25 protein-coding genes and 1 tRNA gene are annotated in these 24,943 nt (G+C 71.0%); 12 read left to right on the top strand and 14 right to left on the bottom strand.

The genetic code is table 11. The features are described 5' to 3' along the window. Positions 1 to 101: 101 nt before the first annotated feature. The gene (locus ACZ4Z1_RS03715) at positions 102 to 2,642 is read right to left on the bottom strand and encodes an ABC transporter permease (protein WP_468484950.1); all 2,541 of its coding nucleotides are present in this window, start codon (positions 2,640 to 2,642) and stop codon (positions 102 to 104) included. Positions 2,643 to 2,688: 46 nt separating this feature from the next. Next, entirely contained in the window at positions 2,689 to 3,465 is a 777-nt protein-coding gene (locus ACZ4Z1_RS03710) for an ABC transporter ATP-binding protein (RefSeq protein WP_468484949.1), read from the bottom strand. A gap of 425 nt (positions 3,466 to 3,890) precedes the next feature. Here ACZ4Z1_RS03710 and ACZ4Z1_RS03705 point away from each other — a divergent pair. Further along, a tRNA-Leu gene (locus tag ACZ4Z1_RS03705) sits at positions 3,891 to 3,972 on the top strand. Positions 3,973 to 4,053: 81 nt separating this feature from the next. Here the strand turns inward: ACZ4Z1_RS03705 and ACZ4Z1_RS03700 are convergent. Continuing rightward, positions 4,054 to 4,641 carry an STAS domain-containing protein gene (locus tag ACZ4Z1_RS03700; RefSeq protein ID WP_468484948.1) on the bottom strand — a complete coding sequence of 196 codons (588 nt, stop codon included), beginning with the start codon at positions 4,639 to 4,641 and terminating at the stop codon, positions 4,054 to 4,056. A 355-nt stretch (positions 4,642 to 4,996) separates the two neighbouring features. Here ACZ4Z1_RS03700 and ACZ4Z1_RS03695 point away from each other — a divergent pair, with 355 nt between their 5' ends. From ACZ4Z1_RS03695 to ACZ4Z1_RS03665, 7 genes are all read left to right on the top strand, one after another. Beyond that, a complete protein-coding gene (locus tag ACZ4Z1_RS03695) occupies positions 4,997 to 5,287 on the top strand; it encodes a hypothetical protein (RefSeq protein ID WP_468484947.1) in 291 nt (96 codons plus the stop codon). A gap of 350 nt (positions 5,288 to 5,637) precedes the next feature. Then, complete coding sequence (locus tag ACZ4Z1_RS03690; protein WP_468484946.1) at positions 5,638 to 6,039, top strand: rodlin; 402 nt, start codon at positions 5,638 to 5,640, stop codon at positions 6,037 to 6,039. Positions 6,040 to 6,323: 284 nt separating this feature from the next. After that, positions 6,324 to 6,557 carry a chaplin gene (locus ACZ4Z1_RS03685; RefSeq protein ID WP_031009422.1) on the top strand — a complete coding sequence of 78 codons (234 nt, stop codon included), beginning with the start codon at positions 6,324 to 6,326 and terminating at the stop codon, positions 6,555 to 6,557. Positions 6,558 to 6,792: 235 nt separating this feature from the next. Beyond that, on the top strand, positions 6,793 to 7,101 hold the full coding sequence (locus ACZ4Z1_RS03680; protein ID WP_468484945.1) for a hypothetical protein: 309 nt from the start codon (positions 6,793 to 6,795) through the stop codon (positions 7,099 to 7,101). A 207-nt stretch (positions 7,102 to 7,308) separates the two neighbouring features. Then, positions 7,309 to 7,710, top strand: a complete 402-nt coding sequence (locus tag ACZ4Z1_RS03675) for a rodlin (protein ID WP_468484944.1) — start codon at positions 7,309 to 7,311, stop codon at positions 7,708 to 7,710. A gap of 304 nt (positions 7,711 to 8,014) precedes the next feature. Next, positions 8,015 to 8,413 (top strand): rodlin, encoded by a 399-nt coding sequence (locus ACZ4Z1_RS03670; RefSeq protein ID WP_468484943.1) that lies wholly within the window; start codon positions 8,015 to 8,017, stop codon positions 8,411 to 8,413. Between the two features lie 255 nt (positions 8,414 to 8,668). Further along, a complete protein-coding gene (locus ACZ4Z1_RS03665) occupies positions 8,669 to 9,529 on the top strand; it encodes a Bax inhibitor-1/YccA family protein (RefSeq protein ID WP_468484942.1) in 861 nt (286 codons plus the stop codon). Positions 9,530 to 9,626: 97 nt separating this feature from the next. Here ACZ4Z1_RS03665 and ACZ4Z1_RS03660 read toward each other — a convergent pair whose 3' ends face one another. Further along, positions 9,627 to 9,854, bottom strand: coding sequence for a DUF4287 domain-containing protein (locus ACZ4Z1_RS03660; protein ID WP_361149951.1), 228 nt, complete (start codon positions 9,852 to 9,854; stop codon positions 9,627 to 9,629). A gap of 98 nt (positions 9,855 to 9,952) precedes the next feature. On the opposite strand from ACZ4Z1_RS03660, the gene ACZ4Z1_RS03655 reads away from it, so the two are divergent. Beyond that, positions 9,953 to 10,267 (top strand): hypothetical protein, encoded by a 315-nt coding sequence (locus ACZ4Z1_RS03655; protein ID WP_468484941.1) that lies wholly within the window; start codon positions 9,953 to 9,955, stop codon positions 10,265 to 10,267. 63 nt (positions 10,268 to 10,330) lie between these two features. On the opposite strand, the gene ACZ4Z1_RS03650 is transcribed toward ACZ4Z1_RS03655, so the two are convergent. The 3 genes from ACZ4Z1_RS03650 to ACZ4Z1_RS03640 form a co-directional block, all read right to left on the bottom strand. Continuing rightward, positions 10,331 to 11,239, bottom strand: coding sequence for a hypothetical protein (locus ACZ4Z1_RS03650; RefSeq protein WP_468484940.1), 909 nt, complete (start codon positions 11,237 to 11,239; stop codon positions 10,331 to 10,333). Positions 11,240 to 11,618: 379 nt separating this feature from the next. Continuing rightward, positions 11,619 to 12,839: an acetyl-CoA C-acetyltransferase gene (locus ACZ4Z1_RS03645; RefSeq protein ID WP_468484939.1), complete on the bottom strand. Its 1,221-nt coding sequence runs from the start codon at positions 12,837 to 12,839 to the stop codon at positions 11,619 to 11,621. 273 nt (positions 12,840 to 13,112) lie between these two features. After that, positions 13,113 to 14,132, bottom strand: a complete 1,020-nt coding sequence (locus ACZ4Z1_RS03640; protein WP_468485392.1) for an SGNH/GDSL hydrolase family protein — start codon at positions 14,130 to 14,132, stop codon at positions 13,113 to 13,115. Between the two features lie 302 nt (positions 14,133 to 14,434). Here ACZ4Z1_RS03640 and ACZ4Z1_RS03635 point away from each other — a divergent pair, with 302 nt between their 5' ends. Continuing rightward, positions 14,435 to 15,826 (top strand): cystathionine beta-synthase, encoded by a 1,392-nt coding sequence (locus ACZ4Z1_RS03635; protein WP_468484938.1) that lies wholly within the window; start codon positions 14,435 to 14,437, stop codon positions 15,824 to 15,826. 331 nt (positions 15,827 to 16,157) lie between these two features. Here the strand turns inward: ACZ4Z1_RS03635 and ACZ4Z1_RS03630 are convergent, their stop codons facing one another. The 4 genes from ACZ4Z1_RS03630 to ACZ4Z1_RS03615 form a co-directional block, all read right to left on the bottom strand. Next, complete coding sequence (locus ACZ4Z1_RS03630; RefSeq protein WP_468484937.1) at positions 16,158 to 16,577, bottom strand: hypothetical protein; 420 nt, start codon at positions 16,575 to 16,577, stop codon at positions 16,158 to 16,160. A gap of 10 nt (positions 16,578 to 16,587) precedes the next feature. Beyond that, positions 16,588 to 18,030, bottom strand: a complete 1,443-nt coding sequence (locus tag ACZ4Z1_RS03625; protein ID WP_468484936.1) for a purine-cytosine permease family protein — start codon at positions 18,028 to 18,030, stop codon at positions 16,588 to 16,590. A 66-nt stretch (positions 18,031 to 18,096) separates the two neighbouring features. Further along, positions 18,097 to 18,657: a cysteine dioxygenase gene (locus tag ACZ4Z1_RS03620; RefSeq protein ID WP_468484935.1), complete on the bottom strand. Its 561-nt coding sequence runs from the start codon at positions 18,655 to 18,657 to the stop codon at positions 18,097 to 18,099. An 11-nt stretch (positions 18,658 to 18,668) separates the two neighbouring features. Further along, positions 18,669 to 19,565, bottom strand: a complete 897-nt coding sequence (locus ACZ4Z1_RS03615; RefSeq protein WP_468484934.1) for an amidohydrolase family protein — start codon at positions 19,563 to 19,565, stop codon at positions 18,669 to 18,671. 277 nt (positions 19,566 to 19,842) lie between these two features. On the opposite strand from ACZ4Z1_RS03615, the gene ACZ4Z1_RS03610 reads away from it, so the two are divergent. Next, positions 19,843 to 20,862 (top strand): LacI family DNA-binding transcriptional regulator, encoded by a 1,020-nt coding sequence (locus tag ACZ4Z1_RS03610; protein WP_468484933.1) that lies wholly within the window; start codon positions 19,843 to 19,845, stop codon positions 20,860 to 20,862. A gap of 87 nt (positions 20,863 to 20,949) precedes the next feature. Here ACZ4Z1_RS03610 and ACZ4Z1_RS03605 read toward each other — a convergent pair whose 3' ends face one another. Genes ACZ4Z1_RS03605 through ACZ4Z1_RS03595 form a run of 3 tightly spaced genes read right to left on the bottom strand, consistent with a single transcriptional unit; the run spans position 20,950 to position 23,217 of the window. Further along, the gene (locus tag ACZ4Z1_RS03605) at positions 20,950 to 22,140 is read right to left on the bottom strand and encodes an MAB_1171c family putative transporter (RefSeq protein WP_468484932.1); all 1,191 of its coding nucleotides are present in this window, start codon (positions 22,138 to 22,140) and stop codon (positions 20,950 to 20,952) included. Then, entirely contained in the window at positions 22,133 to 22,705 is a 573-nt protein-coding gene (locus tag ACZ4Z1_RS03600; RefSeq protein ID WP_468484931.1) for an ImmA/IrrE family metallo-endopeptidase, read from the bottom strand. The genes ACZ4Z1_RS03605 and ACZ4Z1_RS03600 overlap by 8 nt, the downstream gene beginning before the upstream one ends. Then, positions 22,705 to 23,217 (bottom strand): helix-turn-helix domain-containing protein, encoded by a 513-nt coding sequence (locus tag ACZ4Z1_RS03595; protein WP_468484930.1) that lies wholly within the window; start codon positions 23,215 to 23,217, stop codon positions 22,705 to 22,707. The genes ACZ4Z1_RS03600 and ACZ4Z1_RS03595 overlap by 1 nt, the downstream gene beginning before the upstream one ends. Positions 23,218 to 23,827: 610 nt before the next feature. On the opposite strand from ACZ4Z1_RS03595, the gene ACZ4Z1_RS03590 reads away from it, so the two are divergent. After that, complete coding sequence (locus ACZ4Z1_RS03590) at positions 23,828 to 24,487, top strand: response regulator transcription factor (protein ID WP_468484929.1); 660 nt, start codon at positions 23,828 to 23,830, stop codon at positions 24,485 to 24,487. Positions 24,488 to 24,943: the final 456 nt, after the last annotated feature.

The raw sequence follows: 24,943 nt of genomic DNA, 5'->3' as shown, positions 1-24,943 counted from the left end.
CTCCTCTTTCCCCCCCCCCCCCCCCCCTACCCCCCCCTCCCCCCCCCCCCCCCCCCCCCCCCCCCCCCCCCCCCCCCGGGGCCGTGCCGTACGGACGCGGGCTATTCGGCCTTGATCGCCGCCAGCATGTTCAGCCGCGCGGCCCGCCGGGCCGGCCACAGCGCGGCCAGCACGCCGACCAGCGCGGCCAGCGCGAGGAAGATGCCCATCCGGCCCCACGGGAGCACCAGCTCGTAGGTGGACAGCGAGGCGCCGATCAGCTCACCGGCCGCCCAGCCGAAGAAGACGCCCAGACCGATGCCGAGAACCCCGCCGAACAGCGCGATCACCAGCGACTCCAGCCGCACCATCCGCTTGACGCCGGCCCGGTCCAGGCCGATCGCCCGCAGCATGCCGATCTCCTGCGACCGCTCGAAGACCGACATGGCCAGGGTGTTGACCACGCCGAGCACCGCGACGACGACGGCCATGGCGAGCAGCCCGTAGAGCATGTTCAGCATCAGGTTGACCATCTGCGCGATGCCCTCGGACACGTCCTTCTTGTCCTGCACGGCAATCGCCGGGTTCTTGCCGAGGGCCTTGACCAGCGAGTCCTTGGTGGCGTCGGTGGCGCCGCCCGTCGTCTTGACCATCACCTGCATATCGGTGGGGTTCTTCTGGTGCGGGGCCAGCACGGAGGTGTCGAGCAGGATGCCCCGGAGCATGTCGTTGCCCTCGTAGACACCGGAGACGGTCAGGCGCCCCTTCCTGCCGTCCTCGAACGTCGTCTCGAAGGACGAGCCGACCCGCCAGCCGTGCACCTTGGCGGTGCCGCCGTCGACGACGGCGCGGTTGGCCTTCGGCGTGCCGAGCCCGTCGAAGGAGCCCGCGGTGAACTTCAGGTCCGTCAGCTCGCCGATCGCCTTGCCGTCGACCCCGGTCAGGTACTCCGGCTCGCCGCCGATCCGGGCGGGGGAGTTGCGCAGCGGGCTGGAGGCGGTGACCTGCGGGTCGGCCGCCAGCGTCTTCGCCACGTCGGGGGAGAGCGGACCCCTGGTGGCCATGCTGACGACGTAGTCCGCCTTCAGGGAGTCGGTCGCCATCTTGTCGACGCCCTTCTGGACACTGCCCGCGATCACGGTCAGGCCGGTGACCAGGGTGAGCCCGATCATCAGGGCGGAGGCCGTGGCAGCCGTACGGCGCGGGTTGCGCACCGCGTTCTGGCGGGCCAGCTTGCCCGAGATGCCGAAGGCGCGCAGGACGGGCGCGGCGGCCGCGATCAGCGGGCGGGACAGCAGCGGCGTCAGCACGAAGACGCCGATCAGCAGCAGCCCGGCGCCCAGGCTCATCAGGGCCTTGCCGTCGGAGCCGACGGCGGTGGCGCCCAGCACGCAGGCGGTGCCCGCGGCGGCCAGCACCGCGCCGATGGCGTTGCGCACCACCAGGGACTTCGTGGACGCCGCCGCGTGCACGCTGTTCATCGCGGCGACCGGCGGGATCTTCGCGGCACGGCGGCCCGGCAGCCACGCGGCGAGCACCGTCACCACGATGCCGACCAGCAGCGAGGCGACGACGGTCGAGGGGGCGACGACCAGCGGTCCGTCCGGGACGGTGCCGAGGGCGCCGGTCAGGGCGCGCAGCCCGGCGCCGATGCCGATACCGGCCAGCAGGCCCGTGACGGCGGCCACCGCGCCGACGACGAACGCCTCGATGAGCACCGAGCGGGTGACCTGGCGGCGGCTGGCGCCGACCGCGCGCATCAGGGCCAGTTCCTTGGTGCGCTGGGCGACCAGCATGGTGAAGGTGTTGGCGATGATGAAGATGCCGACGAAGAGCGCGATGCCGGCGAAGACCAGCAGGCCGGTCTTCATGCTGTCCATGCTCTTGGCGATCATCTCGGCCTGGTCGTCGGCGAGCTGCTTGCCGGTGACGGCCTCCGCGGTGTCCGGCAGCACCTTGCCGACCGCCGCCTTCAGCGCCTCCTGGGACGTGCCGGGCGCGGCCTCGACATCGATCTCGCTGAATCCGCCGGGCGTGTGGAACAGCTTCTGCGCCGTCGCGGTGTCGAACAGCGCGAGGGTGCCGCCCGCGGCGACCGCGCCGTCGTCGGTGGTGAAGATGCCGGAGACCTTCGCCTCGCGGACCGGGCCGTCGACGGACAGCCGTACGGTGTCGCCGACCTTGTAGCCGGTCTTCCGCGCGGTCCCGGAGTCCAGGGCGACTTCGTGCGGGCCCTTGGGCGCGCGGCCCTCCTTGAGGGGGAAGCGGTCGTCCTTGCCGTCCGCCCCGGGGTAGTAGTTACGGCCCCGGGAGCTGAAGCCGTCGCCGGCGAGCTTGCCGTCCTTGTCGGCGAGGGCGGTGAACCCGTCGACGGTGCCGGTGGCCGAGGCCGCGCCGGGCACCTTGCCGGCCCGGTCGAGCAGCTCCTGGCTCAGCTTCGGCGCGGCGCCGGGCTTGGCGCCGGGCGCGTCGGAGCGGTGCGGCTGGACGGCCACGTCGACGCCGTCGAAGCCCTTCTGGGAGCTCTTCTGCTGGGCGTCGGAGAGGGTGGAGGTGAAGACCAGGGTGCCGGAGACGAAGGCCACGCCGAGCATGACGGCGAGGACGGTCATCAGCAGCCGGGCCTTGTGCGCGAGCACGTTGCGCAAGGCGGTACGGAACATTGTCGGTCCTGTGGGAGTGGGGCGGTGGGATGGCTGCCGGTACGGGTCAGCTGACCCGGCCCCTGGCGTCGAAGCCCTTCATGCGCTCCAGCACCCGGTCGGCGGTCGGGTCGGCCATCTCATCGACGATGCGGCCGTCGGCGAGGAAGACGACCCGGTTCGCGTAGGCGGCGGCGACCGGATCGTGGGTGACCATGACGACGGTCCGGCCCAGTTCGCGCACGGAGTTGCGCAGGAAGCCGAGCACCTCGGCGCCGGAGCGGGAGTCAAGGTTGCCGGTCGGCTCGTCGGCGAAGATGATCTCGGGCCGGGAGGCCAGCGCGCGGGCCACCGCGACGCGCTGCTGCTGGCCGCCGGAGAGCTGCGCGGGACGGTGCTTGAGCCGCCCGGACAGGCCGACGGTCTCGACGACCTGGTCCAGCCACTGACGGTCGGGCTTGCGGCCGGCGATGTCCATCGGCAGCGTGATGTTCTCCAGTGCGGTCAGCGTCGGCAGCAGGTTGAACGCCTGGAAGACGAAGCCGATCTTGTCGCGGCGCAGCTGGGTGAGCTTCTTGTCCTTCAGGCCGTTCAGCTCGGTGCCGCCGATCACGGCCGAGCCGCGGGATATGGCGTCCAGCCCGGCCATGCAGTGCATGAGGGTGGACTTGCCGGACCCCGAGGGGCCCATGATCGCGGTGAACTCGGCCTGCCGGAACTCCACGGACACGTGGTCCAGCGCGACCACCTGGGTCTCGCCCTGTCCGTAGACCTTGGTGAGATCCGTGGCGCGTGCGGCCACCGTGGCGCGGGTGGCGGTGGGAACGCCGGTGTGGGTGGTCACGAGAAGGGACTCCTGTCGAACGTCGGGACCGTCGGGGCTGTGGGAATGCGGCCCGTTCCATCGTGGGGGAGACGCCGGTACGGCAACGTCAGCCCGTGAGCCGGTCTCGGGGGAGCCCTGGGGCGTAGCGGGCAGGCAGGTGGTCATCCCTGGGTATGAGGCAGACCCTGAGGCGCGAAGGGGCGGAAGGGCGCTCGCGGGGGCGCACGCACGGCGTCGAGTTTCCGTCAATCCGGACACGGCCCACGGCAGGCGCCGGAGCGGCGGGGGTGGGCCGCAGGCATGTGCCGAAGGCCCGTACCAACCGCTGATGACCCCTCAGTTGCCAATAAAATAAGACAACCTCGGGAAGACGACCCCCTGTTCAGACGGTACTGCGGGCTACGCTCGTGCTGCCCCCTTTGAGGCGGCATGGGGGATCCCAGGCCCGGATGGTGGAATGCAGACACGGCGAGCTTAAACCTCGCTGGCCTTCGGGCCGTGCCGGTTCAAGTCCGGCTCCGGGCACAGCACTTGACCGCCGGCGCCGACGGCCTGTCCGCCCGGCGCCGAGCGCCCGCGCCGCCCGCCGGGCCGCCGTCCGGAGGCCTACGGAGCGGTTCGGCCCCGGCCGTCCTGCCGCGGCCGCTCATCGTAGGACCGGTACGCGTCCGCGTCACGGGTCTTGTCACCGTCGACGTCTCCGTCGGCACGGCTGCCGTCACTGTCACGGCTGCCGTCGCCGTCGGCGCCCGCGGTCCCCCCGATGCCGGCGCCCGCGGTCGTCCCGCCGTCGGCGGACGCCGCTCCGCCGGGCGGCCAGGCCGGGCGGACCTCCTCGGGGACGGCGGCCAGCGCGTGGCCGACGGTGGGGAAGCACGCCAGCGCGTCCACGGCCCGCGTGACAAGGAGGACGTGCAGGACGCGGACGCCCAGCGAGGCGAGCAGCAGCCGCCCGTTCATCCGCCGGCACAGCCACTCCAGGGCGAGCAGGCAGTTCAGGCCGCGGGAGTCGCAGAACCGCAGCGCGGTCAGGTCCAGCACCAGGAACCGGTGCCCGGCCGCGATCACGGCCCCGGACTCGTCCAGGAACTGCCGCTCCGCGTGCACGTCCAGTTCCCCGGCCACCCGGAGCACCGCACACTCCTCGGCGTCGACGACCGTGGTGATCGTCAGGTGCCGCCTGCCTTGGGACATCGCTCCTCCACGTGTGCGCCCGGACACGGCCGGACTCCGGGGGCGCGTCCCGCCCCCGTCCAGTGTGCCGGGCGGCGCTCCCTTCCCCGGCGCCCGCCAGGGCCTGCGCGGGGCGTCCGCGCCGTACGGGGCCGCCGGAGGGCGGCGCGCGCGGCCGCGGGCCGGGCCCGCATTGGCGCACCGTGCGAAAGCGCGGGACCGTGGATAGCGCAAGCATTTCCACGGGGGAAACGCTGGTGCTGCAAATGGTCGCACTTCGGACCCGAACAGATATATCACATGGCATCGCGTGTTCGACCGGATACGGGCGCGGTAGACATCCCGTGTCACATTTCTGCGCACGAGGAGAGAAAGCATGCGCAAGTTCATCGGTCGTACCGCCGGCGCGTTCGCCATCGCCGCCCTTGCCGTCGTTCCGCTCTCGGGCATGGCCTCTGCCGCGTCCTGGGACGACGCGCCGCGGCTCACCGCCGGCAGCAACTGCGCTGCCAAGTACGGCAAGTTCCACTGTGACCGGGTGCACAAGGAGCACAACGAGTACAACGACAACAAGGCGTACACGTACAACGACAACGACACGTACAAGTTCAAGTACAAGAAGAACGTCACCAAGGTCGGCCTGGCGATCGGCAACGTCGAGCAGTGAGCCGGCTTCCGCGGGACGGGCGGCACATCGGGCCGTCGAACCGCTGAGACCAGGAAAGGCCCCGCGGAACGCGGGGCCTTTCTCTGTGCGGTGGGGATTATGGCAGTCGCTGCGGGGAAAGGCACGGTGGGCGGACCCGATGGTGGTTTCGTTCATTTTCGCGATTCAGGCCCGGGCGTCCGGTGTTCCGTGAGTTCCCGCTCGTGGGCAACACTGCCGACGACCCGGCGATGCGGTGATATGTGTCTACGGTTTCGTGGCATTCGGGTGAACCGGCGAAACTGAACTGGCGGACGCGAGTTGTCCAGGACGCTCCGGAAACGGGCACTCCGCTTCGAGAAGGGTGAATCGTGATCAAGAAGTTCCTGGCCACGACGGCCGTAGCTGCGTCCATCGTCGGCGTCTCGGCCATGGCGGCTCCGCAGGCCATGGCGGTCGGTGACGGTCGCGGCACGTCGACAGCCAACGGCAACGGTGCGGGGCAGGCATTCGGCAACTCCGACACCGAGGGCGACATGTCGCCGCAGCTGAGCCTGATCCAGGGCACGCTCAACAAGCCCTGCATCGGCATCCCGATCACGAACGTGCAGAACATCGTGGCCCTGGTCAACATCGGTGTGCAGGACATCCTGTCCTCGGACCAGAACCAGCAGTGTGTCGAGAACTCGACCGAGTCGCAGGGCGACCAGGCGCTGTCGCACATCATCGACAAGCTCCCGCTGCTGTCCGAGAACGGCGTCAACAACAGCTGAGCCGGACTGCCGTAAAAGGCCCGGGGCGTCGGTTCTCTCCTCCTGAACGGCTCGGGCCTTTGCGCTTTACGAAAAGCGCATGCAGTTCCCGCACCTCCACTCTTCTATCTCGGACCGCGCTAAACCATCTGGGCGATTCCTCGTGAAAATCGACTTCGCGGGAGTTTCGTAGGCGCGGACGAATCGTTACGTATATTGGTAGCGGTGTTACGGGCAATCCTGTGGGCGCCCGTGCGGCACGAAGGACGTGACCGTTTCAGACTCCGCTGCGGAAAGGGCTGAAAGTGAAGTACGCGAAGGTTGCCGCAGTCGCTGCTGGAACGCTCATGGCGGCCGGGGCCGCTACCCCGGCGTTCGCCGACGCGGGTACCTCGGGCGCCGCGCAGAACTCCCCCGGCGTCCTCTCCGGCAACGTCCTGCAGATTCCGATCCACATCCCGGTCAACCTCTGCGGGAACTCGATCGACATCATCGGGCTGCTGAACCCGGCGTTCGGCAACACCTGCGTCAACGACTGACGTACCGCGTCGGACGGGTAGCAGAGGATGGAGCGAAAGGCCCCGGCGCGCCAGCCAAGCGTGCCGGGGTCGGTCGCGTTCGAGGGGGCCGGGAAGTGGCGAAACGGATGGGTTTCTCTTTCGGGCCGGAGTCGTTGAACACCAAAATGGCGGTGGTCCGGGATATGCCGGGAAGGTCGCGCGGCACGTTCGGCTGCGGCTGTCGACATCACCGCTCAGGAAAGGACAGCGGAAAGTGAAGTACGCGAAGACCGCCGCATTTCTGGCCGGTTCCGTCATGGCCCTGGGAGCGGCGTCCCCCGTTTTCGCCGGCAGTCCGGGGAAGGTGCCGAGTTTCAGTCTGAACGGTGGCCTTGCGGATGCCCTTCAGAACAAGCAGCTCGACGGCCGACAACTCGACCCGGTGGTCAGGACCGTCGAGGAAACCGCAGGCGATCTACAGGATTCCCGCGCCACGAAGAAGCTGCTGCACACCGTCGGGGATGTCACTCAGAAGACACCGGGGCTGCGGGGCGTCGAGGTGGCCAAGCCGGCCGGAAAGTAACGCCCGGCCCGCGGTTTCGCTGTCGGACGCGGCCGATTTCCGGGGCGTCGCGGTCATAACCGGACGGCCGGATCGGTCACCGGCGGCACAGTCTCCCGCTCGGTTGTGCGCGAAATCATTTGAGTGATGGGGCACAACCAAGCTCATCACACCGAGTTGTTCAAATTGCCCCGGGTAAAGAGCATCCCGAAACGCGAAGGATCACACATGATCAAGAAGGCGCTGGCAACACTGGCCACGGCTGCCTCTGTCGTAGGTATCTCGGCCGCCGCCGCTCCACAGGCGTCGGCGGTCGGTGACGCCCGCAAGATCGGCACGTACAACGGCAACGGCGCGGCCCAGGTGTACGGCAACATGTACACGGAGGGGAACATGAGCCCGCAGTTCGCGCTCATCCAGGGCTCGTTCAACAAGCCCTGCATCGCGCTGCCGGTCCAGGACGTGCAGAACCTCGTGTCCCTGGTCAACATCGGTGTGCAGGACATCCTGTCCTCGGACCAGACCCAGACGTGTGTCGAGAACTCGTCCCAGGTCCAGGGCGACGGGCCGCTGTCGCACCTCATCGACAAGCTTCCCATCCTCTCCGGCAACGGCACCAACAACCAGTGACGAGGACCGTCGCCGAGTGACCGGGAAAGGGCCCGTACTGCCGGTCGGCAGTACGGGCCCTTTGCACGCGCATCACGTCCGTGGGGGCGGCCATGCGGAAATTCTTTCCCTTTCGCTGTCCGGCGGGCCGGGGAATCGTCTCCGGCCGGGGCTGCCGAAAGCCACACGGAAGAGTGGGATGCCGGACCGCGAACTGGAATGTCGATCTGTTCGGGTGATGATGCGCAACTTTCCCGGCCGTGACCGGTTGTTGCTTACAGGGCTCCCTTCGTCATGGGAGTTCATTTCCTGAAGGGGTTTCGAGATGAACAAGATGATGGCGGGCGTGGCGGTTGCCGCGTCTCTGGTCGGTATCTCCGCGGCGGCGGCTCCGCAGGCCATGGCGGTGGGCGACGGCCGCGACACGGGGACGGCCAACGGCAACCACTCGGCCCAGTCGTTCGGCAACAACCGCACCGAGGGCGACATGAGCCCGAGCGCCACGCTCATCGGCAACTCGCTGAACAAGCTGTGCATCGGTATCCCGATCACGAACGTGCAGAACATCGTGGCTCTGATCAACATCGGTGTTCAGGACATCCTGTCCTCCGACCAGCACCAGCAGTGTGTCGAGAACTCGACCGAGAGCCAGCAGGACCAGGCGCTGTCGCACCTCATCGACAAGCTGCCGCTGCTCTCCCAGAACGGTGTCAACAACGAGTGACCCGTCGGCGGCGGCCACCGGCCGCCGAAACCCGTTGAGGGACCGCACGCCGCCCGCGTACGGTCCCTCAACGGCGTCCGGGCACCTTCCCGGCCTCCCGTACGTCCTACAGGCGTGATCCACCGGGGGAATCGTCCCCGTGCGGGATTGATCACCCGAAGTTGCGGTGAAGATCCTGCTCAAGAACTAGAACGTGCTTTTGCCAAGCCATTACCCTTGTGGGAAGGCCGCGCACGGCGGCCATGGAGGAGTGAGATGAGGAGCAGCAACCCGGTCTTCTCGCGACGGGGGTTCAGCCGCGACAACAACGGCTACGCGGGCTTCGACGCGCCGCCGCAGGCCGGGGGCCCCGCAGCGAACCCTTACGCCGGAACGAACCCGTACGCCCAGGGCGGCAACCCCTACGCCCAGGACGCCGCGCAGGGCACCCAGGCGCCGCAGTACGCGCCGCAGACCCGCCGGATGACGATGGACGACGTCGTGCTGCGTACCGGCATGACGCTCGGCACCGTGATCGCGGGTGCGGCCGTCGGGTGGATCTTCCTGACCAAGAGCCTCGGCTTCGCCGTCGGCGCCGGGCTGATCGCGATGGTGCTGGCGTTCGTCCAGTCCTTCAAGCGCAAGCCCTCGCCGGCCCTGATCCTGACCTACGCCGCGTTCGAGGGCCTGTTCCTCGGCGCGCTCAGCGGCGCGATCAACGACCTCCCCAAGCTCAGCGGCGCGCCCATGCAGGCGGTGATGGGCACCATGGCGGTCTTCGTCGCCATGCTCGTCGCCTACAAGACCCGCATCGTGCGGGTCACCGCCCGCTTCACGCGCTACCTGATGATCGCGCTGCTCGGCTTCGTGCTGCTGTCGTTCGTCAACGTGCTGTTCATGGCCTTCGGCGGCGGTGACGGCCTGGGCTTCCGCAGCGGCGGCCTGGGCATCCTGTTCGGCGTCGTCGGCGTGGTGCTCGGTGCGCTGTGCCTGGCCATGGACTTCAAGCAGGTCGAGGACGGCATCGCGTACGGTGCTCCGCGCGAGGAGTCCTGGCTGGCCGCGTTCGGCCTGACCGTGACGCTGGCGTGGATCTACATGGAGCTGCTGCGGCTGATCTCGATCCTGCGGGACTGAGGTCCGGTGCCCGGCGCCGGCACACCGGCTGTGAGCTGACGAAGGGCCCGTGGGGACGTCCCCACGGGCCCTTCGGTGTTCCTGTGCGGCGGCACGGCTACAACTTGCGCGCAGCGCGCCTGAGGTCGTACTCGTGGACGATCGCCTTGGCGTGCCCGTAAGCGAGATCGTGCTCGCCGCGGAGCCAGCTGACCTTCTCCTCGAAGCGGAAGAGAGCGGGGCCTTCATCTACCGTGCGAAGCCAGTCGGAGACTTCACGGCCGGTGCAGTGGGGGATGCGGGAGAGCAGGTTCCGGTGGGTCTCTTCGGAGAAGAGTTGAGACATCGGCGCCTCCGGACGCGTTCGATGCTGGTCCTTCAGCCCACCGTGCCTGACCGTTGGGGTGTTGGCAACCACCCGGGAGTGGCGCATAAGCTCGGCCTGTGCTTGACGTGACGCCTTTGCAGACTGCCGTGGACGCCCTCGCCGACCGCCTGCGGGCGCTGCCGCAGAGCGCCCTGGCGCGCGGCGCCGCGGCCGAAGGCCTCGCGCTCGCCCGCGAGTTGGCGGCCCGGGCGCAGCGCGTCGAGAATCCCGGACAGGAGCGGCACGAGCTGCCCGACGCGGGGATGTTCGCGGTCGGTGACCAAGTGGCGGTGGCCGGACACGATGTGGTGGAGGCGGTGCGCTCCGCCGGCGACGAGCGCGAGCTGGCGGCGGCGGTGGAGCTGGTGCGGGGGGCCGCGGCGCGCTGCTGAGGCCCCCGGGGGCCCTGGGAGGCTCCTGGGGCCCTTGGGGAACGGCTGCTTCCGGACGGGATCTCAGAGGGACGCGATGACGCGGTCCGCGAGGATGTAGACGCTGTCGGTGGTCGCGGGGCCCCAGGAGAAGGTCAGGGCGTAGGCGCCGGAGATGCCGGAGCCGCCGAGGAGGACGGGGGCGCAGCCCTCGCGCAAGGCCGTGGCGACGCGTTCGGCGGTCTCGCGGTGGCCGGGCGTCATGCAGACCGTGGTGCCGTCGGTGAAGACGTACACGTCCAGGGTGCCGAGCGGGCCGGGGCGCACGTCCGCGAGCGGGGTACGGTCGCGGGCCAGCTCTTCCAGGCGGCCGACGGTGCGCTCGTGGTCCCCGACGGCGGGAGACGGGGTGAAGTCCGGGTGCGAGGGGTGGCGGCGGCGGGCGGCGGCCAGCTCGGCGGTCTCGGCCTCGTCGGCGGCCTCGCTCTCCAGCGCCTCCACCGGCTCCAGGGTGCCCGGCCCGTCGGCGGCGTACAGCGCGTCCGGGCCGAGCAGCGGCTCCAGCCCGGCGAGGTCCGCCTGCCGGGGCAGGAAGTACGCGTCGTCCAGGCGCTCGTGCGGGTCGAGGTGGTCGGTGCCGCCGTCCAGCGGTCCCATCAGGGACGGGGCGTCGGCGGCGTCCCGGGCCTCCTGGGCGGCCCAGAAGGCCCGGGCCTCGGCGAGTTCGCGCTCCCGCTCCTCGGCCAGCGCGTCGGCGACGGCGGCCCGTATGTCGGCGAGGGCGTGCTCGGCGTCGGGGGTGGTGCGGGCGGCGGGGATACCGGCGGCGGTCTGCGCACGCGTCTCGGCGCGGGCCTCCGCGTGCGCGGCGAGGAGCTCGGCGCGCAGCCCGGTGACCTGGCGGCGCAGCGCGTGGGCGGTGTGCAGGGCGGCCGCTCCCAGGGCCACGGCGGCAGCCGCGGCCAGCAGCAGGGCAAGAGTGATGGCGCTCACTGACGTACTCCCATTAGCAGAATGTCCCCCGACTTCCTACATCAGGCTGCCGGTCGTCGGCGACCGGGCCCAGTGCCTCAGGTCCTTGGCCGGACGGGGATTTGGACCTCGTGCGTTCGAGTGACGCCGCGCTGACCTGCGGGGACGTGGTCCTGTGGGGGGTTTGGTCACAATCCTGGGGGAGATTTGGTCGCGATCTCGTCAACCGGTGACCCAGCTCACCGACGGTCGCTCTGCGTACGCCAGTTGGGACGCAGGGTGCGGGTGGGGCGCCTATGGGGGCGTACGGGCGCGTACGGACACGTAGGGCCGCGGCGCCGGGCCGCGGGCACCGGGCGGAGCGCCGTCCGGCGGGGACGGCGCCCGCTCCCGGCCGGTGTCAGCTCAGGCGCTCGATGACCATGGCCATGCCCTGGCCGCCGCCCACGCACATCGTCTCCAGGCCGAACTGCTTGTCGTGCCACTGGAGGGAGTTGATCAGAGTGGTGGTGATGCGGGCGCCGGTCATCCCGAAGGGGTGGCCGACGGCGATCGCGCCGCCGTTGACGTTCAGCCGGTCCAGGTCGATGCCGAGGTCCCGGTACGAGGGGATCACCTGGGCGGCGAACGCCTCGTTGATCTCCACCAGGTCGATGTCGGAGATCCCCAGGCCCGCACGCCGCAGGGCCTGCTTGGACGCCTCGACCGGGCCGTAGCCCATGATCTCCGGCGACAGGCCGCTGACGCCGGTCGACACGATCCGGGCCAGCGGCGTCAGGCCCAGTTCGCGGGCCTTGGTGTCGGACATGACGACGAGGGCCGCGGCGCCGTCATTGAGCGGGCAGCAGTTGCCCGCCGTCACCAGGCCGTCGGGGCGGAAGACCGGCTTGAGGCCCTGTACGCCTTCGAGGGTGACGCCCGCGCGCGGGCCGTCGTCCTTGCTGACGACCGTGCCGTCCGGCGTGGTCACCGGCGTGATCTCGCGCTCCCAGAAGCCGTTCTTGATCGCCTCTTCGGCGAGGTTCTGGGACCGTACGCCGAACTCGTCCATGTCCTGGCGGGTGACGCCCTTGGCGCGGGCCAGGTTCTCGGCGGTCTGTCCCATCGCGATGTACGGGTCGGGCAGCAGGCCGTCCTCGCGCGGGTCGTGCCAGTCGGCGCCCTCCTGCTCGGCCCGGGCGGCCGTACGGGCCTCCGCGTCGGCGAACAGCGGGTTGTGGGTCTCGGGCATACCGTCCGAGGTGCCCTTCACGGAGCGCGAGACGGTCTCGACACCGGCCGAGATGAAGACGTCGCCCTCGCCCGCCTTGATGGCGTGCAGCGCCATCCGGGTCGTCTGGAGGGACGACGAGCAGTAGCGGGTGACCGTACAGCCGGGCAGGTGGTCCATGCCCATCTGTACGGCGACGATGCGGCCCAGGTTGTGACCCTGCTCGCCGCCGGGCAGGCCGCAGCCGAGCATCAGGTCGTCGATGTCCTTCGGGTCCAGCGCGGGGACCTTGGCGAGCGCCGCCTTGATGATCTCGGAGGTCAGGTCGTCCGGGCGCACGTCCTTCAGGGAGCCCTTGAAGGCGCGGCCGATCGGGGAGCGGGCGGCAGAAACGATCACGGCTTCGGGCATGACGGCTCCAGAGGGTGACTGGCGGACGGGCAGGGCTGTGGGGGAAGTTACCCGGCCGTAGGGCAGAGGTCACGCGGTGGGGGTTGTGATGCGGGACTCTTTTCTAAGCAAATGCTTAGGCCTCGTGGGGGGTGAGCCGACGGCGGCGGGGTGTCTGCGGGCACGTCGCGCCTGCGGCGGGCGTCCTCGAACGCCGGACGGGCCGATGTCGCTTCGCTCGTCCTCGAACGCCGGACGGGCTCGATGTGGCCGGCGCTTGCCCCAGAAGGCTGTTCAATCCCCCGACCGGCTCGTCTCCACCTCCGATCGCGTCGGTTCCGGAGTGGGGATCTGCCGCCTCCTGCGGTGTTTGAGGAGGGCCCAGGGGGCGCGGGTGGCGGTGACCTCGGTGCCGCCCTCGTCGGCGGCCTGGGCGGCGGCTTCGGCTACCGGGAGGATGCCCTCGCGGCGGTACGGCTCGGGGTGCTCCTCCTCTGGCCACAGGCCGAGTGCGGCGCAGAGGGTGGGCAGGACGGCCATCGCGGCGGTGGCGTAGCCCTCGGCGGAGGGGTGGTAATTGTCCGGGCCGAAGAGTTCGCGGGGGTGGGCCTCGAACTCGGGGCCCAGCAGGTCGCCGAGCGAGACCGTACGGCCGCCGTGCGCCACCACCCCGATGGTCTGGGCGGCGGCGAGCTGGCGGGACAGACGGCGGGCGACCCAGCGCAGGGGCTGGTAGACGGGTTCGATGGTGCCCAGGTCGGGGCAGGTGCCGACGACCACGGCGCAGCCCGCCTCGCGCAGCCGGCGGACCGCGTCGGACAGCAGGCGTACGGAGCGGGCCGGCGGCATCCGGTGGGTGACGTCGTTGGCGCCGATCATGATGACGGCGACATCGGGTGCGGGCCCCGGCTCCGCGAGGACGAGCGTGACCTGCCGGTCGAGGTCGTCGGACTGGGCGCCGGGCAGCGCCACGTTGCGCAGGTCGACCGGCAGCTCCGCGACGGCGGCGAGGCCGGAGGCGAGCAGGGCGCCCGGCGTCTGGCGGGGGCGGTGGACGCCCTGGCCGGCGGCCGTGGAGTCGCCGAGGAAGGCCAGCCGCAGCGGCGGCCGGTCGGTGCGGTGGGCGAAGGCGGCGCCGTAGCGGCCGTCCGCGCTGGGCGGCACGGCACTGGAGCCGCCGACCGTACGGCGGGCGAGGCGGACCTCGGTCAGCAGCAGGCCGACACCGGCCACGCCGAGCAGACCGATCCCGCCGCCGCCCACCGCTGCGGCGGCGGCGATCCGCCGTGCCACCCTCGCCCTGGACATCGTCATCGGCATAGGCCGGGCACCTCCCCGTGCAGTGCGTGCGAAATGTGGTGTGAAGTGCTGGATCACTGGAGTGCTGGTGGATGGAGTCGGGACCGGGACCGGAGCCGGACATCGGTGGCTGAACCGGTGGCGGAATCGGGTCGCAGGGCGTCGGACGGGACGTCGTGGCGGCGGCAGCGAGAAGCCCCACACCAAGGTGGTGCCCCGTCGGACGGGCCGCGCAACGCGCGGCGACTCCATGAGGGGCGGGCAATAGGCTGGTCGGATGGGCGCAGGACAGCGCGCCCCCGACAGCGGAGACCACCGTGCAGTTTTACGAATCCATGATCGAGCTCGTCGGCAACACCCCGCTGGTGAAGCTCAGGAACGTCACCCGAGGAATCCAGGCCACCGTCCTGGTGAAGGTGGAGTACTTCAACCCGGGCGGGTCCGTGAAGGACCGGATCGCCGTACGGATGATCGAGGCCGCCGAGAAGTCCGGCGAGCTGAAGCCGGGCGGCACCATCGTCGAGCCGACCTCGGGCAACACCGGGGTGGGCCTGGCGATCGTGGCCCAGCAGAAGGGCTACAAGTGCATCTTCGTCTGCCCGGACAAGGTGTCCACCGACAAGATCAACGTGCTGCGGGCGTACGGCGCCGAGGTCGTGGTCTGCCCGACGGCCGTGGACCCCGAGCACCCGGACTCGTACTACAACGTCTCGGACCGGCTGGTCCGCGAGACGCCGGGCGCCTGGAAGCCGGACCAGTACAGCAACCCGAACAACCCGCGTTCGCACTACGAGACGACCGGTCCCGAGCTGTGGGAACAGACCGAGGGAAAGATCACTCACTTCGTCGCGGGCGTCGGCACCGGCGGCACCATCAGCGGCACCGGCCGGTACCTGAAGGAGGCCAGCGAGGGCCGGGTCACGGTCGTCGGCGCCGACCCGGAGGGCTCGGTCTACAGCGGCGGCTCGGGCCGCCCGTACCTGATCGAGGGCGTCGGTGAGGACTTCTGGCCGAGCGCCTACGACCGGACGGTCGCGGACGAGATCGTGCCGGTCTCGGACAAGGACGCCTTCCAGATGACCCGGCGGCTGGCCAAGGAAGAGGGCCTGCTGGTCGGCGGTTCCTGCGGCATGGCGGTCGTGGCGGGCCTGAAGGTCGCCGAGCGGCTCGGCCCGGACGACGTGGTCGTCGTCCTGCTGCCGGACAGCGGCCGCGGCTACCTCAGCAAGATCTTCAACGACGAGTGGATGGCGGACTACGGCTTCCTGGAGGACGCCGGTCCCGCGGCGCGCGTCGGTGACGTACTGCGGCACAAGGAGGGCGCGATGCCCTCGCTGGTGCACATGCACCCGGAGGAGACGGTCGGCGAGGCCATCGACGTGCTGCGCGAGTACGGCGTCTCGCAGATGCCGATCGTCAAGCCGGGCGCCGGGCACCCCGACGTGATGGCGGCGGAGGTCGTCGGCTCGGTCGTGGAGCGGGAGCTGCTGGACGCGCTGTTCGCGCAGCGCGCGTCGCTCGAAGACCCGCTGGAGAAGCACATGTGCCCGCCGCTGCCGCAGGTCGGTTCGGGCGAGCCGGTCGGTGACCTGATGACGGTCCTGGAGAAGGCGGACGCGGCGATCGTGCTGGTCGAGGGCAAGCCGAAGGGCGTGGTGAGCCGGCAGGACCTGCTCGCCTTCCTGGCCCGCGAGGCCAAGCAGGGCTGAGCAAGGGCGTCGGGGGCCCGGCACGTACGGTTCGCTGCGCCGAGGACAGCCGGCGTCAAGGGACCGTCAGGAAACGGGTGGACACCGCAAGGTGTACGTATGCGTCACGCGTCCGCAGCACGGGCTTAACACGGGCCCGGCACAGTGGTGACGGTGGCGATACGGACCTCCGGAGCGGCTCCCGGACCTTCCGCAGATCGCCCGGACGCGGTCACCGGCCCTGACCCGGTCCGCGTCCCCCGCGGGGACCGCCGTCGTCCCGCCCCCGGCCCCGGCCGGGGTGCGGCGGTCCCCGCGCGAGCACCCGGCCCGCGCCCCCGCACCGGCCCGCTCACTCCCACCCGCCCGCCTCCTGCTTGCGCTCCCCGGGCGTCCGCCTGAAGAGGTGGCCGGAGGAGTTGAGCACGTTGACGCCGACGATCCCGGCCCAGCTGACGAGCAGGCCGATCAGGCCGGCGTGGGCCGCGCCGATCGCGGACAGCGGTATCGCCAGGACCAGGGAGACGGTGGCGAAGCCGAAGCGCTCGCCGTAGCCGCTGCCGGGCGCGGACGGCTGCCGGGGCGGCTGCGCGCCGCGCGCGACCTGCATCTGCTGCTCGGCGAACTGCCGTCGCACCCGCTGGTCGACGGTCTTGTCGAGCTTCTCCAGGAAGCTCTCGACCAACTCGGACTCGTACTCCGGCCCCAGCTCCTTGCGGGTCTGCAGGGTCGCGTCGAGTTCTTTCCGCAACTCGGGGTCATGGGTAGCCATGCTGCCGAGATTACGGGCGGGGAGCGGGCCGCGCGGTAGGGCTTTCCCCCGTATCCGTGGGGGTGGAGCCCGGCTCTGAGGCCGGGGCGGGCGGGATGCGGCCGGTGTCGCGGCGGGCGGCGGACCGGTACAGGGCGGCGGGTACGGCCAGGCCGACGAGCCAGGAGACGTCGGCGCCGCCGAGCGGGGCCACCAGCGGCCCGGTGTAGAAGTGGGTGGCCAGGAACGGGAACTGGGCCAGCACCCCGGCCCCGTACACCGCCAGCGCCGTGCCGTTCCAGGCGCCGTAGCGGCCGGCCGGGTCGCTGAGCGCCGGGATGTCGTAACGCTCCTTGGAGATCAGGTAGTAGTCGACCAGGTTGATCGCCGACCAAGGGGTGAAGAAGGTCAGCAGGAACAGCAGGAAGTCCTTGAACGAGGTGAGGAAGGAGTCCTTGCCGAGCAGGGCGACGGCGGTGCCCGCGAGCATGATGCCGGTGATGTAGCAGGCCCGGCCGCGCGGTGTCAGGGTGGTACGGCCACGGAAGCCGCTGACGCTGGTGACCAGCGACATGAAGCCGCCGTACGTGTTCAGGACGTTGATGGTCAGCTTGCCGAGGGCGATGACGAAGTACAGGGCCGAGGCCGTCAGGCCGGCGCCGCCCAGGGAGACGACGTAGGAGACCTCGTGGCCGACGAAGGCGGCGGGGGCCGCGGCGGCGGCGAGCGCGCCGAAGGTCATCGACCACTGCGAGCCGAGGACCGAACCGGACAGCGTCCACCAGAAGGTGGCGCGGGTGGAGGTGTGCCGGGGCAGGTAGCGGGAGTAGTCCGCGACGTACGGGCCGAAGGCCAGTTGCCAGGAGGCGGACAGCGAGACGGCGAGGAGGAAGAGGGGGAAGGAGAAGGACCGGTCGTGCAGCAGTACGGCCAGGTCGGCGCGTTCCAGCAGGCGCGCGCCGAGGTAGAGGAAGGCCAGCGCGCACACGATGCTCGCGACCCGGCCCAGCAGGTGGATGAGCCGGTAGCCGACCGCGGCGGCGACGGCGGTGACCGCGGCGAAGACGAGGATGCCCGGAGTGTCGCCCAGCCGCGTCAGCTCGCCGACCGCCTGCCCGGCCAGCACCGTGCCGCTGGCGAAGAAGCCGATGTACATGACGATGACCAGGGCCAGCGGCACGACCGCGCCGCGCACCCCGAACTGGGCCCGCGAGGAGATCATCTGCGGCAGGCCGAGGCGCGGACCCTGGGCGGAGTGCAGCGCCATGACCGCGCCGCCGAGGAGGTTGCCGAGCAGCAGGCCGGTCAGCGACCAGAAGGCGTTGGCGCCGAACACGACGGCCAGGGCGCCGGTGACAACGGCGGTGATCTGCAGGTTGGCGCCGAGCCACAGGGTGAACTGGCTGACGGGCGTGCCGTGGCGTTCGTCGTCCGGGACGACGTCGATCGAGCGCTGTTCCACCACTGCCGCCATCGGCCGCCCTCTTCCGCGCATCGGCTGTATGAGTTCATGCAGGATCGGCGCGGGTGAATGAAGAAATCAATACCCCGGACCGGAAAAGGTCGCGGCCTCCAAGGGGCGCAGCTCGTCCGCGTACGAGACGGGGAGGCGGCGCATCAGCCCGTCCTCGGTGATCGCGTACTGCCCCAGCCGCCACAACGGCGGCGAGTACGCGTGCAGGGACACCGCGTCGTCGGTGGCGCCGGTGAGGCGGTGGATGTGGTCCGGGCCGAAGCAGAAGGAGGCGCCGGCGCGGACGGGGGTGGCCAGGTGCGCGCCGCCGATGCGCGGGTTGGACTCGGTCAGCACGCCCTGGACGACGCGTACCGCGCCGGACGAGAGGTCGTGGTCGTGCCAGCCGGTGTCGTTCCGCCGGGTCCAGCACAGCAGCCAGATGTCGACATAGGTGTCGCGGTGGAGGGAGGCGTAGTGCCGCTCGGCGTCGGAGAAGGCGACCTCGCCGCGCCAGAGGCCGGGGGCTTGGGCCAGCCGGTCGACGAGCGTGCGCAGTTCGCGTTTGCCGAGGTTGCGGGCGGGGAGGGCGGCGAAGAGTTCGGGGACGCCGTGCGGCGCGGGTGCCGCGGTGGCCTCGGAGGTCATGGACGGGCTCCTTACGCCGGGCCGAGGAGGCGGGCGGGGTTGACGGTGCGCAGGGCGTGCACGGCGGCGGCGCCGAGGTCGGGCACGTCCGGTACGGCGTACGGGCGGTCGCTGCCGCTCACCACGGCGTCGATGCCGACGGCGCGGACGACCGCGTCCACGGCGCGCGTGCCGTAGGAAGAGGTGTCGTAGAAGACGCCGGGGTCGACGCGCCCGCGGTCCGGGCCGCCGCGCGCGGTGAGCCGTTCGCCGTGCAGCGGGGCGAGACCCGCGAGGGCGGCGAAGCAGACGCGCAGGCGCGGATGGCGGGGACGGCCGAAGGCGCGGAAGGCGAACCAGGCGGCGTGCAGCTGCTGGACGTACGGCACCAGAGCGGGCCACCAAGGAGGGCCGCCCGGCGGGGCCGGGGGAGCGGCTCCGGGATGGACGAACAGGGGCCTGCCCAGGTCTTCCACGGCATCGAGGAGCGGTGCGCAGCGCGTCCACCCGGTGGCGTCGAGCAGGGCGGTGGCCGGGAGCTGGAGACCGGCGCAGCCGCGGCGCAGTAGGCGTAGGACGGGGCCGGGGGCGAGGTCGGGGACGGACAGACAGGGGGAGGCCCAGACACCGAAGGGCGCGGGCAGTGTGAGAGCACCGTCGTGGAAGGCGTCGAGCAGCGGGACGGATGCGGCGGGCGGCAGGTGTTCGATGCCGAGGGGGCTGGAGAACGAGAGCAGAACCCGGTCGAGGCCGTCGGCGCGGGCCAGTTCGGCGCGGGCGGCGGGGTCGTGGTCGGCGGGGCCGACCGCGTACGGGGGCTCGCCGGACAGGTGCAGGGTCCAGCCGTCGAGGCGGGGCGGCGCGGTACGGGAGCGCAGCAGCGCGACGAACGGTGGCGGCCACAGATGCTGGTGGACGTCGGTGGGCACGGGCCTCCTCCGTGCGGGTGCGGACGGCAAGGACGCCGAGGTGGGGGCCGGCCGGAATGCCGAGGTGTCGCCCGGCACGGATGCCGAGGTGGTGGTCGAGACGGCATCCCCTGAAGTCACCTTCGGCCGACGGGAGTTAACCGCTTCAGTGATGCGATTCAGTGAAGCGATTAACCGGAACGGCTGTCAAGGGAACGGCGGGGCGCCCACGCGCACGCGGCGGCGGACGCACGCCGCGACGCGCGGTGCGCACCGGACGCTTGGGTAGGCTTCCGGCATGGCCAGGCCCCGTAAGCGCACCACCCTCCGCGAGGTGGCCGAGGCCACCGGGCTCTCCACCGCCGCCGTCTCCTACGCCCTGCGCGGCACGCACGTCTCCAAGGAGACCGAGGAACGGGTGCGCAAGGCCGCCGCCGAACTCGGCTACGAGGCGGACCCCATCGCCCGTGCCCTGGCCGGCGGCCGTACGAGCATGGTCGGCGTACTGGCCGGCGACCTCCAGGACCTGTGGCAGCAGCAGCTGATGGCGGCGATAGGACGGGAGTTGCTCGCTGGCGACCGCTACGCCCTCATCCTCGACGCGGGCGGCGACCCGCAACGCGAACTCGCCCTGGCCAAGCAGCTGCGCGACCAGCGCGTGGACGGCCTGCTGGTGTCACCGGTCGACCCCTCGGCGGCGGGCTGGGCGCAGATCGCGGAGGCGGTGCCGGTGGTGTCCATCGGCGACTCGCTGCGCCGCGCCCGTACGGCGGGCGAGGTGCTGTTCGACAACCGCGCCGGGATCGACGCCGTACTGGAGTACCTGGTGGGGCTGGGCCACCGCCGGGTCACCGTCCTGACACCCACCGGCCCCTCCACCCCCGACCGGCCCGCCGACGTGTACGTACGGGAAGCCGCCGGCCGCCTCGGCATCGCCGCCGAAGTCCTGCCGTGCGCCCAGGAACTGGGCGAGGCGACGGCGGTCGCGCGGCGCGTGCTGCGCGCGGGCGAGGCGGCCGGGACGGCCCGCCCCACGGCGGTGTTCTGCTTCTCCGACTCGATCGCCTACGGGGTCTACGCGGCGGCGGCCGAGGCGGCCCTGACGGTCGGCCGGGACGTCTCGGTGGTCGGCTTCGACGACCACCCCGTCTCCCAGGTCCTCACACCGCCCCTGACCACGCTGGACTGGGGCCTCGCCGGCATCGCCAAGGAGGCGGCCCGGCTGGCCGTCGCGGCGGTCGAGGGGCGGCGCGTCCGGCGCAAGCGGATGCTGTGCGCGCCACGGCTCAGCGAGCGGGGGTCGGCCGTACGGGCCTGATTCCCGCGGCCCGCCGGCGGGCCGCGGCCCCGTACCCGCCAGGGCACGGACACGACGTGATTCCCATGTCCGGCGGGAGCGGTGCCGTCATGCGGGTGCCTTCCGGCCGGGGCCGGCCGTGGGCCGCTGTGCCACGGCCGCGACGACCGGGGACGTGCCGAAGGCATGAGCCAGCTTGCGCTGGAAGGCGATCTCGGCGGCGAGGTCTTCGGGCTCGGCCGCACGGGGCAGTCCGGTGTACGCGGCCGGCGCGTGGCCCTGGGACTTCGCCCGGAGCGCGGCCCTGAGCTGGGCCGCCTCTATCGTGGCGGCCAGTTCGATGCCGTGCAGTCCGGCCGCCACGGCCCGTTCCCTGGCCTCCTCGGCCACGGCGGGAGCCATCCACAGGCGCAGCGCCCATTGGGCGTCGCGGACTTCCACCACTCGGCGGTACAGCCGGGTTCGCAGGTCGATGCCCGGCCCCAGCCGCAGTACGGGGCCGGGGATCTCGGCCGTGAGCGCGCCGTGGAGCGGCCCCAGGGCGCGGTAGGCGCGGTGACAGCAGGCCTGCTCCCGCAGGGCGCTGAGATGGCGGCCCCAGTCGGGCAAGGTCCAGCCGAGTGTCTTGGCGATGGCGGTGCCCGCCACGGCGACCTGCGCGACGGGCTCCCAGGCGTGCCCGCTGGACCCGAACTGACCGGCGACGATGCCCGCGGCGCGGCACCCGGTGTAGAGCATGGCGGAGGGCAGGGCGCAGGCGATGAGGAAGAGTCCGCGGCGCAGCCACCGGGTGGGCGCGACCCGGGCGTAGCGCCAGCACATGATGCCTACGTCGAGCTGGTTGGCGGCGTAGGCGAGCAGGTAGACGATGAGGTAGACGGGGTAGTACTGCGCCTTGGTCACCGCGAAATCGTGCGGCGCCTCTCGCGGGTAGGTGGCCGCGGAGAACAGGGTCACCATGGTGATCAGGACGGCGGTGAGGGCGATCAGCCGCGGGGCCGCCCGGCGCCAGGCGACGTGCGGCCGGTGAGCGAGGTGCAGGAGCACGAGCTGCTGGCAGGCCGTCAGCAGGATCACGCCGCTGTGTGTGATCAGGCCGGAGAAGTTGACGATGCCCGCCGCACGGCTGACCGCAGCCCACACCACCGGGGTCGAGACGGTGCACGTGATGAACAGGAAGAAGAAGTTGCCGAGCAGAGCGATCTGGACGACCGACCGGTCGGTGCGCAGGACGCGCAACCTGTAGACCAGAGCGAGAAAGGCCACTGCCGCACAGGCCGGGTAGAGGACGCTATTCATCGCGTTCCCGTAAGGCCGGGCTTTCGAGCGCGGACAGCCGGCCGACGAGTTCGCGGGCACCGGGTGGAACGCTGCGTACGGGCTCCGCACTCCAGGTGCTGATCCGGCGTCCGATCAGGGAAGCGACGAGTTCGGCCTCGATCTCGGACTCCGAGTGCGCGTGCTCGCGGCCGAGCACCCGTCGTACCAGCTCCGGGTCGAGCGAGGGCAGGAGCAGCCGGGAGGCTTCCTGGGACATCACCGGGCCTGCCTCGTGTCCGCAGACCAGGTGCCCGATCTCGTGGAGGACGACCTGGCGCCGGTGCACCGGGGCCAGACGCTGTTCGAAGACGATGTGGTCCTCGTCCTTTGAGGACACCCATATGCCGTCGGGGCTGCCGGGGGGCATCGGCAGGGGCACGAGGCGGATCGGGCGTCGGCGCACGCTCGACACACGTTCGCACAGCTCCTGATCGGTCAGCTTGGTGTGTGCGGGAAGGTGCAGGCTCTGTACGAGGGTTTCGCAGCGCCGCTGGAGGTCCGCCTCCCGCCGTCCGACTGTCCGCAGCCTCCACCGCATGGCCATCAGAGGGTGTCGGTGGCGGTGCCCGCCTCGTTGTCGTCGGCCGGTGGCAGCCCGTGCAGGGTGTCTCGGGCGGCCTCCGCGGAGGCCAGGATTTCCTGGAGGAGTTCGGAGAGCGCCGATACGGAGGCGGCCGGGCCGGCGGGTGACGGCTTCCGCAGGGCCACGCTGTGCACCCCGCGCCGCCGGAACTCCTCGACCGTCTCCAGTTCCGCGTTGACCTGGCGGAAGGTCTGGTCGTCGAGGAAGTAGGCCGGGCGCTGGATGCCGAGGCTGTACGCCACCTTCACCAGCGTCTCGATGGTCAGGTTCGTGCCGTCGGCGGACTCGGCCGACGCCAGGGTGCGTTTCGACACCCCGGCGCGTTCGGCCAACTTGGCCAGGGTGAAGGGGCCTTCGGGATGGTGCTGTCGGATGTGCCGCAACCGCGTGGCGAGGTCCGTTTTCACGGCGCGGACCTGCTGGTCCAGAGGGGTGGGCTCCGGCGCTTCGGCCCCTGCACGCTGCTTGTCCACTTTTCACCGCCTCTCGTTGCAACATGATGCACCAAAGTGCAGCATGTTGCGCATGATGCGCCCGGTACCGTGCTGCGATCCCCGCTGCGGGAGGTGGCCTGATGGAGAAGGACGCAGTATGCCGGGTGGGCATGGGCACTGCAATGCCGGGAATGCGCCGGAGATCCATCCACGTGGTGCCTCCGACGGACGAAGAGCCGGCCGGCCGGACTCGCCGTCGTGGCGGGCGGCTCTGACCGGACGGCAGGCGTGGGGAGCCCGCGCCGGAAGTTCATCCGCGGTCGGGTAGCTCCGTGCTCCGGCCTGCCCGCTAGGCGCGATGTGCCGATATCGCTCCCATGCACGAACGGCCGCGCAGCCTGGACTTCGCGTGCCGGGCCGATGAGCGCACTCGTGCGCCCGCAACGCCATGGAGCCGGGCCGTCACCACAACGACGCACCGTGCCGGAAGCCTGAACAGCGCGCGAACGTCCCACTCGCGCGTCACCGCTGCCGCCGCCTCCGGCAAGCAGAAATCCACGTCGAAGCTCAGCGCCACGCAACAAAAATCGCGAAAGCTGTCCCGGACCAACAGGGGGAAGAAGTGTCAGCTAGCCGATCACAGAGTCCGATGCGAAAGCAGGGTGTCCTGGTCGTCCACAGCGCACCAGCATTTCGGTACGGGCTGGCGCTCGGCCTCAAGGAATCGGGATTCGCCGTTCAAGAAGCCGACGGGGTGAAGGCCGCCGGCGCCACCGAGTGGGACGCCTGCCTGCTGCACACCCATCCGGACTGCATCGCCGCGATCGCCCGGCTCCGGCAGGCCCGGCCGTCCGGGGCCGTCATCGCCCTGCTGGAAAATCCCTCCGTGGACGACTACCGGTCCGCTCTGTCCGCCGGAGCGCAGGGAGTGGTCGGCCACGACGCGGAGATGGGCGAGATCGGGGAGGTGGTGCGCTGCGCACTCCAGGGGAACATCCACCTTCCGTCCGAGGTCGCGCGGGCGCTCGCCGACCGGACGGCCACCGCGCCGAGCGCGCTGGTGCTCAGCCGTACCGAGACGGAACTGCTGCGCCGGCTCGCGTCCGGTACCCCCGTCGCGGACATCGCCAGGGCCGCCGGATATTCGGAACGGCAGATGTACCGGCTGGTACGGAACCTCTACCGCCGGGTCGGAGCGCGTAATCGCAGCGAGGCCGTCGCCGCGGCGGCCCGGTGGGGACTGCTGGCCGTTGGCGAGAATCCCCCCGAACCCTCCAGGCCGGCCGTTCCGGCACCGTCCCCCGGCTGACGGGGCAGTGTTCTGACATACCCGTGGCAGGAGTTGACCCCGCGCATGTCAGAGACCTCGAAAGGCCCGGCGGGGAATACGGCCGAGTGGCATGGACTTTCGTCCGGCGCCGTCCTTACTCTCGAATGGAGCGAGATCGCGAAATCGCGAGAGCTGGTGCACCGGCTCATCCACCGACCGGCAACATGAGGGAGTTCGGAATGTACTCCAAGCCCACCGCGCTGAAGATCGGCGCGTTCGGAAAGCTCACCATGCACAGCCGCCCGGCGAAGAAGGACAAGGCTCACCGTCGCCGTCCGCGGCACGTGATTCTCTGATCGCTGATCCCTGACGGATCGGTTTTCTAGACGGTGGTGGGGGGGGGGGGGGGGGGGGGGGGGGGGGGGGGGGAGGAGAGGGAGGGGGGGGGGGGGGGGGGGGAGAAGGGGCGAGGTAGCAAAAGGTTGGGGTTCAACG

The organism is Streptomyces sp. NPDC030165 (assembly GCF_055573595.1).
This window is presented reverse-complemented; position numbering and strand designations above follow the sequence as displayed.